We start from the raw sequence: 10,982 nt of genomic DNA, 5'->3' as shown, positions 1-10,982 counted from the left end.
TACAAATACTGATCACCATTAGTTTTGAAAGCTTCTTTAGAATCAGTAAAAAATTTACTGGCATGTTTTTCAAACGCTTCTCTTTCTTTCTGAATATCCATCACGCCACCTCGACTTCACGTTTATTGCGGGCAAACAATGCGTATGCATCATCTTCACCAAAATGAATATCTATTAAAAAGAATCCGTTTGGAGCAATTGGATCCCACTTGGTGATATCACAATCATCCATCATGGCTTCCCAATCATCACTATTTACACAGCCTTCCATCCATAAAGTCACTGTATCAATGTTGAAGCGACGCTTTAATTCATCCCAGTCTTTTTGATCGATCCATTCAGCACCATCAAATTCTTCTGCTAAATATTTTGAATATTGTGGATGCGTCCAAGTACCCATCTCATTACGTACGATTTCGGCCGGTTCTAATTGTTTTACTTCCATTACCTATGTCCCCACGTTTTGACAAATTCTTTAATACAATCTTCAATCCCAAATAGATTGATATTGCGGTAACTTTTAACCCGACCGTTGTGCTGAATTAACAGCACGCGGGTGATTGCATAATATTGATAGCTCATGGAGTTAGTGCTGCCTCTTGAGCATCATAAGCACTACTGATCTGGTTGATTTGAGCCTCTGTCATTTGTGCAGTAAATGGCTCAAAGCGAGATTGCATTAGCTCATTTAGCTGATCTAAATCTGAGGCATTATTTATTTCAGAAATAACCGACTGTACAGAAGCATCAGGGAATACTTCCGAGAGTTCAGCTTTGCGTGACTTATATACGGAATTAATCGTAGATTTAGCAGGCTCACCCAAATTTGCAGGAATTGTGTTGGCAATAGCCTTTAAGTCATCCACTGATTGAGCTGTTTCAATAGCATCAAGACAAGCTTGAACATCAAAATCAACTTCAACAGCAGTAGATTCAACAGCTTGCTTTTTTGCCATCCGAGCCTTTAATGCTGATGAGCCGCTATTGGATTTTGGCGCATTTACTTCTGATGAAGCAGGGGTGATGTCTATTTCTTTATCCATCTCCTCTTCAGTAATAGCCATACCTTTAAGAACATCCGTAAATTCATCACGCAACGCATAAGAGCGAGCACGAAGTTTTAACATGCGCTTTGGGTATTGTGTCCATGGTCCTTGCTTACCGGCCAAGCCTGCCTTTTTTGCATCTTCCATGCTGAACTTCGTCACAACAGGTTCTTGCCCTTTACGTTTTACAGTACAAGTTGCCTCAAGCCCATTTTCAGATAACTCTTCACGAATAAACTCGAGCAGTCCGGAACTACGCACTAAAGCTAGCATTGCATCACCCCAAACAGTAGGACGACCATTAATCACCGCAATATTCTGCAGAGCCTGCAATGGTTGTAATCCAATTTCAGCACCCCATTGCATAGCAACAAGAATGTTGCCCGGCTTGCGTTGGTAGTCCTTAGGCACAATATCCGAACCAGCAAGTAAATCAGCAATCTGCATAGCTTCCTGCAAGTTGGTTGGTGTTAAGAAATTCACACTTGCGGTTGGCACTTTAACGATTGAGTTCATATTTTTTATTCCTTTTTAATACTGGTTAAGACACACGCAAAACACGAGTGCTTGAAGTCTTCACAAATTGTTCATAGATGTCTGGATGAGCCGCTTTCAGTGCTTTGCTGTCCAATGTGTTACGTTCTTGATATTTGAAAGTTGCTAGGCGCTTTTCTTCCTGAATAATCATTTCCGCATCTTCCATGCGACTGCAGATTTTTAACTTCAAAGCATCCAGCTCTTTATCAGCGTCCTTAATGGTTTTGTTAAGGTCTTTATATTCAGCAATGGTTTCTACTAGATCATCATCAGCAGTTAAGGCTTGGTCAGCATTGTGATGTGACCAGCGATGCAAAACATCATCAAAAGTTGTAGGGGCAGGCGGCATGTCTGCTTGCACATGCTCAAACCAAAACTTTGAGCATTCTTCCTGAAGCATTGCAAATAATTCTTCATCAAAAGCAATCTGATAGCTGCGGAATTTCTGCCCACCAATCAGTACTCCTAAGCCACACATAGATGCACCTGTATTTCCCATGTACCACTGACATTGGGTGAGGTAATAGTCTGGCACTTGCTCGGATTGTTCATCACCCCAAAGCTTTGCCAAATATTGGTTTGCAGTCTTACACTCAAGAATACGATCAGTTGTAAGCTTGCCGTCTTTAATGCGTACATTGCCCGAGATTTCAGGGTTAATGATGGCGCGGTCAATATTGGCAATCATCCAGTCGTGTTCAGGATTTTTAATCGTGGCATTCACGCGTTGGATCTTCACACCATTTCGCTTTGCGTATTCTTTAGCAACAATATCTTCAAGCTGGTTACCCCAGTAGGCAGGCTCACTTTCAGAGTCATTCAAGTCAGCACGATTGGTCTTATCCAACCACAACTGATATGGAGACTTGTATTTGCTTAAACCTAGGATTGCAGCAACATCAGACCCACCAACACCAAGGCGACGAGAAGCAAGCCATGCTTGACGAGCGTTTTCAATTTCCTTCACATTAACTTGTGTGTTCATATCAATCCCCTTGGTACGCGCCAAGCACGTTTTTACGTGGGTAAATAGGTGAGGGTTTAATTTTTACAGTGTTTCTAACCGCTGGTTTTTGATTAATGCGAGAAGCCCAACTTGCTACATTTGCGTCTTCGTACAGGTCAACCCAAACACCATTAACCAATTTTTGGTTTGGGTGTGTGTCGCTACGAAAATGAGAAATTTGCCCATCTTGCAAAATATGGTGTGTTGCTAGATTGATAGGGTTGAGTCGTACACTCATCACACACCTCCCTTAATCGCAACAACAGCCTGACGATCCATTTGTTCCGCGTGTTTATAAAAAGCCATTAACACCAACCCAAAGAAGATTGAAATGAGCAGGGCGATAGCGAAGAAATCACCAATGCGTTTTTTAGCTTTAGAGGGCTTCATTTCTTCAGCTGTAGGGTGTTGGTAAAGACGCGCAGATGTTTGGCTTTTGTTAGAAGTAAACTCTGGTGTATTGCTATGTGAAAATTGTTGTTCCATAATGACCTCGCAGTTTGCAAAGCACATCGAAGGTTGAAAGGGTCGGTGTGCTTTTTTTGTGTTTACGAGGTAAATATCGCATTTCCGATATTGGTAGTCAATAGGTAAACCGATAAAAATATAGAAAAACCGATATTATTTTCTGATTCATGTTTTAATAGACAAAAGAAAACCCACCATAAGGTGGGTCGATTTGATAGGAATAAATTACTGCTTCTTGAATTCAGTAATGCTGATTGGCTTACCTGGTACTAATTCAACTACACCGTCTCCAGCTTTAAAGTGAATTGATACACCTTGGTCATTAGCTAGACGTACACCTGATGCTGCAATAGTTTGCTTTAAGTGATGAACTTTACCCGAGTTGTCTACTAATTCTGCAGTTTCAAAGTTGTCAGATGATTTAAGCTGAATCGCCAGATCCATTGTTCCAACAAAGTTAATGACCTGAGTTTCAGCCAGAGTGCTTGGTACGCTTTCCACAGGACTGATTACTTGAGTAGGAGATGAATTGCAGCCAGATAGTGCTAAAGCAAGAAGTGAAGCACCAATTATATATTTCATTTTAAACAAGCCTTTTGGTTATAAATCATAGATATGAACATGGTAGTTGGTTGGATTGAAATATGATGGTTTATTTACACTTGGATGACATAAAAAACCACTGCTATGAGTGGGTTATAATTCTTGCATGAATTTATCTACAGTGAATATTTAAATTTTTCTTATAGGCGTCCATGGTGACTTTAAGATCTTCAAGCAGGCCTGGTTCAGTGTAATCATTGGGCTGAAGTTTCAATAGAGCAGGTACGTAGTTGCTTTTGTATTCGGTATAAAAGTCCTTGCAAAGGATTCTGTATTTCTCTGATGAAGGGGCTTTAGGGTCATTCAGAAGATCCAGGTATTCACCAAGTCGAGCATCTGATTTTTCAAACTGAGCTGTGGCCACTGGGTCGACGGTAGCTGTAATGCTAGCTTCCTTTTGACAGCCAGTGATTGAAATAGCTAAAAGCAAGGACGTGATTAATCTTGTTTTCATGATTTTGTCTTGTTGTTATTGGTGGATGAATTATAAGCGGAAATAAGGAAAAGAAAACCCACCGTGGGGTGGGTTGGATGGGGGAAATATAAAAATAATTAAAACAAAAATCCAAGTTTTGAAAATAAATAAGACCAGTTACCACATTCAATATTTAGTTTTTCACAAATATTGGGAACTTTCATGTTGTGGCCTTGTGATTTAGCATCCCAGTTTAAAAAAGGATTTCTTTGCTCGCATGTTATAACACAAGCATCTGAACCATAATGATGAGCCAAACTAACAACATCAAGATCAGCGTAATTATCTTTTGTTACGTGGTGTGAATTTTTTGATGCATTATATTTTAATAACTCTTGTTTTAAACCAAGGATTGATGTTCCGTGTTCATTTGGCTTGATTTGATGAACGCAGAAACGATCAAGAAAGGCATGAAATATTGATTCATCATACTCATAGTCTGCAATCTTTTGTTCAATTTCATGCAAAACAGCTTCACACATATAAAACTTAACTTGGTTGGCTAGTCTGGAGCTTTCTAAAGAACTCCATATTTCCTTAAATATTTGTTCTGGATAATTTCTGTAACAAAAGTCTAATACAGCATTTGTATCTAAGCTAATTTTAATCATTATTAGAAGACCTTTTGCTGTAATTCTTTAAAGGCTGACGGTTTTGATGTCTTATGGAATCCAAGAATATTTTTGGCGGTATTGGATGATATGCGCTCTTGCCACATTGCACTCATAACTTTTTCAACAAAGTTGTAGCCAAAATACTTTAAGACCATATTTTCCTTCTTAGAACCGAACCCCCCACCACTTTCTTTGGGTTTGATGTAATCTAAATAATCAGCAAGCTGATCTTGATTTATTAATCCAAGTATTTTTAACTGAATGGCAATAGCTGCTTTGCTTGCTTTTGTTTGTTTTCGAATAAGAATAACATTCTCTTCGATGGTTAAATTTTCATTAAAGCAATCAGCCACAATATTTTTTGGGGCTAAAACATACCCCGTAACTTGATCACAATATTTTTCAAGACTATTGTCAGATTCTAGTAATCGCCCATCAAAGACACTACTACCTAATCCCAAATGGACAATTTCATGAACTAAAGTAAATAGCTTTCTAGATTGAGATTGTCCTGAGCTAAAAATGGTAATAATGGGTACCGCATCAAAATACAAACACATACCATCCGAGCCAAATTTATCTCGCCCTCTATCTATAACTACTACATCCATGAGCTCTACAATGTCTCTCCAAGCATTAAAGTAATCATCTGAATTCTTGATTTTTTTGCTGTGTGTGTAAAAACCAAAATAGTCAATTATTGCTTGAGCATCTTCTTCTGCATTAGTTCCGCTAAGCTTCAAATCGAAAGCTTTAGGCTCTTCATTCAGAGAACTTAATATAGATATAAAGTTATCTCTAACTTGGCAAAATTCCTGCACTAAAGCATTTTCTTTATATCTATCTTCTGGAATATCTATATGATTTCTAAATTCTATAATTTCAGGCGTATTACGCTCATAGATAAAATTATCAGTTGTTAGATACACTGTTGGCACAAATAAAACTTTTGAAATAGTCTCTAATTGGCTCAGCTTAAATACTTCAACCTCATCCAAGGCCTTATTAATTTTGCTTTGAGATATCTTAGTTAAATTGGCGAGTGCACTCGCTGACACATTCATGTCAGTCATATAGCGCCTTAGCGCATTTGGTGAGTGTTTAACCAATTCAATAACCATCAGTCTTTAAAAGCCTCTTGTAGATACCTAGCATTATACTAGATTTATTTTAGCACTTGCTGAATTTAGCCCAATTAATTCCCAAACCAAAACCCCACAAAGCAGGGGTTTGCACTTTTCAACATGTGCTTGGGTTTTGTTTTTAAATTGCCCTAGTTCTTCGCTTAGCACGATATGTATAGCGAATACAATCAACAACCTGACCCACAAAATGGCAATCCTCATCTAAAGGAATGATATTGGGCTGGAAGTTTGGATTTAATGCTTGAAGGTATCGAGATCCATCGGTTTCAATAACCAATTTCTTAAACGTAGCGTCTTCAAGTCTTCTTACAACAATCATGTCACCAGATTGCATGTCACTGTAATAAACATCAGGATCAACAAGAATATAGTCACCTTCAAGGAAATCAGGATTGTTACTAATACCTTGAACTTTTAAGTAAAAACAATTTGTACATTCTTCTGGTAGTGGAAGCCATTCCTCTACTTGAGACATATCAACAGCTTGAACACTGGTGAATACGCCAGCCTGCACCCATGAAAGTACTGGGGCCATTCGAGGAGTTACAGGAGCAACGTTTATTACTGACGTCTCATCAAAAACGCCTTTTTTTAATTCCTCTGCAGTTACACCAAGCGCATTAGCTAGCTCTAAAATTGAACCCGTAGACTTAGCATTACCTGTTTCCAAATCGGAAATAACTGACTGCTTAACCCCTGATTTTTGAGCTAGCTCTTTTTGGGTCATCTTTTTCGCTTTGCGAATCTTTTTTAAATTCTCGCCCAAAGTTGTCATCGAATTTTTCCTTAAATACCACTATCGGAATTCTGATACATATTCCAATCGGTTTGGCTATTGTATTAATATCGGAAAACCTATATATTTATTGGAAATATAGGAGGTCTCCCATGAACCAATGGCAAAAAATGATCATTGATTTGAAGGAACAGGGATTAACCCAAACCCAAATCGCCACTGAGGTTAAGTGTTCTCAGAATTACGTAAGCAATCTTGAGAATGGATTATGTGGTAAACGCCTTGGATATGAGAAAGGCAAGAATCTAGAAAAATTATGGCTGGCGCACTGCGCACCACAGCAAATCGCATAGGTGAATTTATGAGTCTTGATAAGAAATCTACACATGTTCGCTTGTCTCCTGAGAACCATGAACGTGCAAAGGTTCTCTCAAATATCAAAGGAAAAGATCTTGCACAGTACCTTGCTTATTTACTTGAAAAAGAAATAGCAGGTGAGTGGCATGTACTTAATTTACAAGCAAAATCATTCGAGCGCTTGGGAGTATCAGCTTTGTTGCGGGATTTAAGTACTGAGGTTCAATTCCACGAGGGATCGGAAGGGATTTGTAGGGATTTAGGCAAAGAAAAAGCCTGATGGTCTAGATCAGGCTTTTAGTAATTCAAATAACAGGAGTCATTGAATATGAAAACTAATTTAGCACAACAGCCCCAATGGGGCAAATGTCTAAGCCCTAAAAATATTCATTTCATCAGTGGTTTAACCCTTGCAAGCCCCTTCGAAGGAGCTTAGAAGCTATGCGCGAATATGGAAAAGTATCACCACACTTTTGGACAGGATCGACTGGTAAACAGTTGAGACAATGTCCTGAGTCTTTAGTGGTGTCGATGTATTTAATGACTAGCCCTCACGCCAATATGTTGGGGCTTTACTACATGCCACTTTTATATGTAGCTCATGAAACAGGCTTAGGCATGGAAGGGGCTTCAAAGGGGCTTCAATGGGCTTGCGAAGCAGGTTTTTGCAGTTATGACCACGCTTCCGAAATGGTGTGGGTGCATGAAATGGCTCGCTTCCAAATTGCTGACAAATTAAAGAGTACTGATAAGCGCAGTATTGGTGTTCAAAACGAATACAACTCATTACCTTCAAACCCTTATCTAGAAAGCTTTTACGATAAATACAGTCAAGCATTTTGTATGACTGAAAAACGTCAAAATACAGTTAAAAAAGTAGTTAAAAACGAAGCCCCTTCGAAGCCCCTTGCAAGCCAAGAGCAGGAACAGGAGCAGGAACAAGAGAATACACACACAAACGCGCAAGCAGATTTTTCAGAAAGCGATCATTGGAAACCAGATCTTGAACAACTGGCGATTGCCTTGAGAACCACAAAATATTCTCAACGAGTTTCTGAAATCCTAGGCATGGAAGATTTTCAATTCCATCTTGGGAATTTTAATACTCACCATGAAAACAATCACCAGCTCACTGATAACCAAAAACTTCGGAAGTTTGCACAGTGGATTTTTCAGGAATTTGAAAAGCAACTGGCTAAGGCCGAGCGTGAAGCTAAAAAATCTACAGGCCGTATTCCCGAAAAACAAAACTCTCGCAACGTAAACGATGCATGGGGTGAAGTTCAGCAGTATGCACCTGCCAGTGACAACATTGAATTGGAGGATTTGGTATGAACGCATCAATCCTGAATACAAAAATCCAAATGAGCACGGAGTTCTGTGAAGCTCACAAGGTTCAAAAAGTTCGAGTTGGGCAAACAGCAATTTGCAAGCAATGCGCTTCAGAGATTTTAAACAAAGCTCACAAGGATCACGAGGTCGAAGTAAATCGCATGGTTCGTGAAAAGCATTTTGAGGGGGCTAAGCTACCAGCTCGTCATGCGAATAGCGGTTTCAAAGATTACATCGTGAAAAACATTGGTCAGCAGAATGCCAAGCAACACTGCACAGTATTCACTAAGGACTTCAAGCAAGGCGTTAACCGTAATCTGATCATGGTTGGTCGTACAGGCACAGGCAAAACACATCTGGCATGCGCTGTAGCTCGAAACGTCTTGGAATCACGCAAATATGCTCGTTACATCACTTCGGAAGATATGGGTAATGAGATTGCGAATGCTTGGAAAAAAGCAGATGACAATGAATCAAACGCAATTCACCGATTCACCGAATATGACCTGTTAATTCTTGATGAATACGGCTTGCATGACCGTCACGAAAATCGGTTGCAGCTTGTGCACAAAGTTTTGTATGCGCGTTATGACGCAGCAAAGCCAACGATGTTGATTTCCAATATGACGATGGCTGAGTTGCAAAAGGATTTGGGTGATCGTCTTTGGTCGCGGTTTCAGCATGATGGCCTAGTGATTGTGGAATGTAACTGGACGGATCAGCGTGTAGGAGGTGGGGTGTGAGCGTAATTTCTGAATACAAAGACTCAAGCGGTTTTACAGCTTATCCAAAACCACTTACTGATCATGCGTTTGCTGGATTGAATAAGCAGGAAAATATCGACTTCAAAATATGGCTTGGCTTGATTGGTGAAAATGAGATTGAAATTGCAGCCGATCAGAAGCTTGAAATTTATTTTGTTGAAGCATTCCAAGAGCAAATAAAAGAGCACTGCAAAAACATGAATCCTGCTCAAAAAGCCTCTCACATTAGTTTTTGGTTTCTACAGGCTGAAGCAGATCGAGTGTGTGCAGGCTTAAGACATGGGTGTGAGTTCTGGCAGTTAGTTGATTGGGTGCCAACTCAAGAGGAATTCAACAAGACATTCCTAGCAACTGAATCACTGGAGCTTGAATATGCACCACCAATGAAGCCAGCGACAAAGCTAAAGGTAGAAAAGCAGACCAAAGCAAAGTCAAATCCGGTTCGTGATGAGTGGACTTTGGATTTATTTGGAGGTGTGGCATGACATTCAAAACAGCATCACCGAGCAGAGATCGTGCACGCAGCGCATTTGAAAAGCGTCTAGATATTTTGATTCTTGCGGCGCATGCAGGATGTGAAATTACCGTGACTGATGTGCTTGAGGCCGCATTGGAGACATCAAGAATGACAGCAAGGGCTTGTCTAAATGATCTGGTTGAATGCGGCTACTTGGTTAAAACAACGATCTATTCGTATCAAGCCACAGAGCAATGCAAACAACTATTCGGGGTGAAAGGATGAAAGCACAGCAATTTATTGAAGACCATGGATTAGAGCAGGCACGCAATTTACTAGGGATGCTTAAAAATCTTGGCTGTCCTGATGATATGAAGTTCACAGTCATAAATGGGATGTGGCACAGATCAAGTGAGGGGTTTACGTACGATGATCTTAGTGCTGCCATAGCTGACCACGACCGCACGGACAACGTGTCAGACATTCGGAATCATATTGCGCCGACGACGAGGGTGATTGAGCATGAGTGATTTTGAAAAGTGGTTTAAGGATCAAGACTTCTACACAAACATGCGATTCATCCATGGTGACAAGTTGTTTGATAAGGATGGTGATGTTTATCGAGTGTTGCTAGTACAGATGTCTTATCAGGCGTGGGGCTCACAACGTCAGCGTTCTAAGGATGAATTTGTCGCACTCACTCAAGAATGGCACACCAAAGGCTGGAATGCTCGTCAGGGTGAGATTGATGAGCTAAAAGCCCAGCTCAACAACATGGAGGCTTGTTATATCGAGAAGAAAAAACGTGTGGAGTTGCTGGAATCCAATATTAAAAATCTTGTGGTGCAGCTTTCAAATAATTACGAGGTTGCAGAGGGTGAATACAAGAAAAATGCTGATTCATATTATTCGGGAAAATGTGATGCTTTTGATCTAGCTGAGCAATTAGCTTGCTTGGCTTTGCGAGGTGATAGTGACCAGCATCTCACTCGCTGAATATCACGCTCAATATGCGCCTAAGACTAAACCTAAGTCTGGGCGCAGCAAATTTAACGCACAGCGCATTGAAAAGGATGGAATGAAGTTCGATAGCGTCAAAGAGTACAAGCGCTATATCGAGCTTACAGCGCGAATGCAGAGGGGTGAAATTTCAGAGTTACGGTGTCAGGTCAAATTTGTCTTGGCACCTAAGGTTAAGCTGGAAGGTGAGAAAAGGGCAAAACCTGAATTGAGGTACTTCGCGGATTTTACATACATCGAAAACGGGAAATTCATTGTTGAGGATGTGAAGTCGCCTGGAACGAGAAATTTACCGAGTTATCGCAATAAGAAACACTTAATGAAAACAGTACACGATATCGATATTAGAGAAGTTTGAGGGATTGGGATGAATGCAATAGCAGAAAAATTTGAACCGTTTGAATGGTTGACTAAGGGTATTA

19 protein-coding genes are annotated in these 10,982 nt (G+C 40.1%); 9 read left to right on the top strand and 10 right to left on the bottom strand.

All coding sequences use genetic code 11. The annotated features are described in order from the left end of the window. Positions 1 to 100: 100 nt before the first annotated feature. From FTU29_RS16400 to FTU29_RS16355, 10 genes are all read right to left on the bottom strand, one after another. Entirely contained in the window at positions 101 to 445 is a 345-nt protein-coding gene (locus tag FTU29_RS16400) for a hypothetical protein (protein WP_180122908.1), read from the bottom strand. 133 nt (positions 446 to 578) lie between these two features. Next, positions 579 to 1,562 carry a recombinase RecT gene (locus FTU29_RS16395; protein WP_180122906.1) on the bottom strand — a complete coding sequence of 328 codons (984 nt, stop codon included), beginning with the start codon at positions 1,560 to 1,562 and terminating at the stop codon, positions 579 to 581. 25 nt (positions 1,563 to 1,587) lie between these two features. Next, a complete protein-coding gene (locus FTU29_RS16390; protein ID WP_180122904.1) occupies positions 1,588 to 2,568 on the bottom strand; it encodes a YqaJ viral recombinase family protein in 981 nt (326 codons plus the stop codon). Between the two features lies 1 nt (position 2,569). Continuing rightward, positions 2,570 to 2,827 (bottom strand): hypothetical protein, encoded by a 258-nt coding sequence (locus tag FTU29_RS16385; RefSeq protein WP_180122903.1) that lies wholly within the window; start codon positions 2,825 to 2,827, stop codon positions 2,570 to 2,572. Further along, on the bottom strand, positions 2,827 to 3,075 hold the full coding sequence (locus FTU29_RS16380) for a hypothetical protein (RefSeq protein WP_180122901.1): 249 nt from the start codon (positions 3,073 to 3,075) through the stop codon (positions 2,827 to 2,829). The genes FTU29_RS16385 and FTU29_RS16380 overlap by 1 nt, the downstream gene beginning before the upstream one ends. A 207-nt stretch (positions 3,076 to 3,282) precedes the next feature. Then, positions 3,283 to 3,639 carry a hypothetical protein gene (locus FTU29_RS16375; RefSeq protein ID WP_180122899.1) on the bottom strand — a complete coding sequence of 119 codons (357 nt, stop codon included), beginning with the start codon at positions 3,637 to 3,639 and terminating at the stop codon, positions 3,283 to 3,285. A gap of 133 nt (positions 3,640 to 3,772) precedes the next feature. After that, on the bottom strand, positions 3,773 to 4,114 hold the full coding sequence (locus FTU29_RS16370) for a hypothetical protein (RefSeq protein WP_180122897.1): 342 nt from the start codon (positions 4,112 to 4,114) through the stop codon (positions 3,773 to 3,775). 98 nt (positions 4,115 to 4,212) lie between these two features. Beyond that, positions 4,213 to 4,746 carry a DUF4411 family protein gene (locus FTU29_RS16365; RefSeq protein WP_180122895.1) on the bottom strand — a complete coding sequence of 178 codons (534 nt, stop codon included), beginning with the start codon at positions 4,744 to 4,746 and terminating at the stop codon, positions 4,213 to 4,215. A 2-nt stretch (positions 4,747 to 4,748) separates the two neighbouring features. Next, the gene (locus FTU29_RS16360; protein ID WP_180122893.1) at positions 4,749 to 5,870 is read right to left on the bottom strand and encodes an XRE family transcriptional regulator; all 1,122 of its coding nucleotides are present in this window, start codon (positions 5,868 to 5,870) and stop codon (positions 4,749 to 4,751) included. Positions 5,871 to 6,012: 142 nt separating this feature from the next. Next, a complete protein-coding gene (locus tag FTU29_RS16355; protein ID WP_180122885.1) occupies positions 6,013 to 6,669 on the bottom strand; it encodes a LexA family transcriptional regulator in 657 nt (218 codons plus the stop codon). Between the two features lie 113 nt (positions 6,670 to 6,782). Between FTU29_RS16355 and FTU29_RS16350 the strand changes: the two genes are divergently transcribed. The 9 genes from FTU29_RS16350 to FTU29_RS16310 all read left to right on the top strand — a co-directional run bounded on the left by FTU29_RS16350 (position 6,783) and on the right by FTU29_RS16310 (position 10,918). Next, positions 6,783 to 6,983 carry a helix-turn-helix domain-containing protein gene (locus FTU29_RS16350; protein ID WP_180122883.1) on the top strand — a complete coding sequence of 67 codons (201 nt, stop codon included), beginning with the start codon at positions 6,783 to 6,785 and terminating at the stop codon, positions 6,981 to 6,983. A gap of 8 nt (positions 6,984 to 6,991) precedes the next feature. After that, positions 6,992 to 7,267 carry a hypothetical protein gene (locus FTU29_RS16345; RefSeq protein WP_078191951.1) on the top strand — a complete coding sequence of 92 codons (276 nt, stop codon included), beginning with the start codon at positions 6,992 to 6,994 and terminating at the stop codon, positions 7,265 to 7,267. Positions 7,268 to 7,428: 161 nt separating this feature from the next. After that, a complete protein-coding gene (locus tag FTU29_RS16340; RefSeq protein ID WP_180122881.1) occupies positions 7,429 to 8,322 on the top strand; it encodes a hypothetical protein in 894 nt (297 codons plus the stop codon). Then, positions 8,319 to 9,062: an ATP-binding protein gene (locus tag FTU29_RS16335; protein ID WP_180122879.1), complete on the top strand. Its 744-nt coding sequence runs from the start codon at positions 8,319 to 8,321 to the stop codon at positions 9,060 to 9,062. Before FTU29_RS16340 ends, FTU29_RS16335 begins: the two co-directional genes overlap by 4 nt. After that, on the top strand, positions 9,059 to 9,568 hold the full coding sequence (locus tag FTU29_RS16330) for a hypothetical protein (RefSeq protein WP_180122877.1): 510 nt from the start codon (positions 9,059 to 9,061) through the stop codon (positions 9,566 to 9,568). Before FTU29_RS16335 ends, FTU29_RS16330 begins: the two co-directional genes overlap by 4 nt. Beyond that, positions 9,565 to 9,825: a hypothetical protein gene (locus tag FTU29_RS16325; RefSeq protein WP_180122875.1), complete on the top strand. Its 261-nt coding sequence runs from the start codon at positions 9,565 to 9,567 to the stop codon at positions 9,823 to 9,825. Before FTU29_RS16330 ends, FTU29_RS16325 begins: the two co-directional genes overlap by 4 nt. Continuing rightward, positions 9,822 to 10,070: a hypothetical protein gene (locus tag FTU29_RS16320; protein ID WP_078193428.1), complete on the top strand. Its 249-nt coding sequence runs from the start codon at positions 9,822 to 9,824 to the stop codon at positions 10,068 to 10,070. The genes FTU29_RS16325 and FTU29_RS16320 overlap by 4 nt, the downstream gene beginning before the upstream one ends. Continuing rightward, positions 10,063 to 10,536 (top strand): hypothetical protein, encoded by a 474-nt coding sequence (locus FTU29_RS16315; RefSeq protein WP_180122873.1) that lies wholly within the window; start codon positions 10,063 to 10,065, stop codon positions 10,534 to 10,536. Before FTU29_RS16320 ends, FTU29_RS16315 begins: the two co-directional genes overlap by 8 nt. Further along, complete coding sequence (locus FTU29_RS16310; protein WP_180122871.1) at positions 10,514 to 10,918, top strand: DUF1064 domain-containing protein; 405 nt, start codon at positions 10,514 to 10,516, stop codon at positions 10,916 to 10,918. Before FTU29_RS16315 ends, FTU29_RS16310 begins: the two co-directional genes overlap by 23 nt. The last annotated feature ends 64 nt before the right edge of the window (positions 10,919 to 10,982 follow it).

It is taken from the genome of Acinetobacter sp. YH12086, from assembly GCF_013419345.1.
Lineage (GTDB): Bacteria > Pseudomonadota > Gammaproteobacteria > Pseudomonadales > Moraxellaceae > Acinetobacter > Acinetobacter amyesii.
The sequence above is the reverse complement of the archived record's forward strand: the minus strand, read 5'-3'. Positions and strand labels throughout refer to the sequence as shown.

Coding starts and splice junctions, on each gene's coding strand:
- FTU29_RS16390 (WP_180122904.1), bottom strand. CDS start 2,568: ATGAACACACAAGTTAATGTGAAGGAAATTGAAAACGCTCGTCAAGCA.
- FTU29_RS16325 (WP_180122875.1), top strand. CDS start 9,565: ATGACATTCAAAACAGCATCACCGAGCAGAGATCGTGCACGCAGCGCA.
- FTU29_RS16385 (WP_180122903.1), bottom strand. CDS start 2,827: ATGAGTGTACGACTCAACCCTATCAATCTAGCAACACACCATATTTTG.
- FTU29_RS16395 (WP_180122906.1), bottom strand. CDS start 1,562: ATGAACTCAATCGTTAAAGTGCCAACCGCAAGTGTGAATTTCTTAACA.
- FTU29_RS16320 (WP_078193428.1), top strand. CDS start 9,822: ATGAAAGCACAGCAATTTATTGAAGACCATGGATTAGAGCAGGCACGC.
- FTU29_RS16360 (WP_180122893.1), bottom strand. CDS start 5,870: ATGGTTATTGAATTGGTTAAACACTCACCAAATGCGCTAAGGCGCTAT.
- FTU29_RS16350 (WP_180122883.1), top strand. CDS start 6,783: ATGAACCAATGGCAAAAAATGATCATTGATTTGAAGGAACAGGGATTA.
- FTU29_RS16345 (WP_078191951.1), top strand. CDS start 6,992: ATGAGTCTTGATAAGAAATCTACACATGTTCGCTTGTCTCCTGAGAAC.
- FTU29_RS16400 (WP_180122908.1), bottom strand. CDS start 445: ATGGAAGTAAAACAATTAGAACCGGCCGAAATCGTACGTAATGAGATG.
- FTU29_RS16315 (WP_180122873.1), top strand. CDS start 10,063: ATGAGTGATTTTGAAAAGTGGTTTAAGGATCAAGACTTCTACACAAAC.
- FTU29_RS16355 (WP_180122885.1), bottom strand. CDS start 6,669: ATGACAACTTTGGGCGAGAATTTAAAAAAGATTCGCAAAGCGAAAAAG.
- FTU29_RS16375 (WP_180122899.1), bottom strand. CDS start 3,639: ATGAAATATATAATTGGTGCTTCACTTCTTGCTTTAGCACTATCTGGC.
- FTU29_RS16365 (WP_180122895.1), bottom strand. CDS start 4,746: ATGATTAAAATTAGCTTAGATACAAATGCTGTATTAGACTTTTGTTAC.
- FTU29_RS16335 (WP_180122879.1), top strand. CDS start 8,319: ATGAACGCATCAATCCTGAATACAAAAATCCAAATGAGCACGGAGTTC.
- FTU29_RS16340 (WP_180122881.1), top strand. CDS start 7,429: ATGCGCGAATATGGAAAAGTATCACCACACTTTTGGACAGGATCGACT.
- FTU29_RS16370 (WP_180122897.1), bottom strand. CDS start 4,114: ATGAAAACAAGATTAATCACGTCCTTGCTTTTAGCTATTTCAATCACT.
- FTU29_RS16380 (WP_180122901.1), bottom strand. CDS start 3,075: ATGGAACAACAATTTTCACATAGCAATACACCAGAGTTTACTTCTAAC.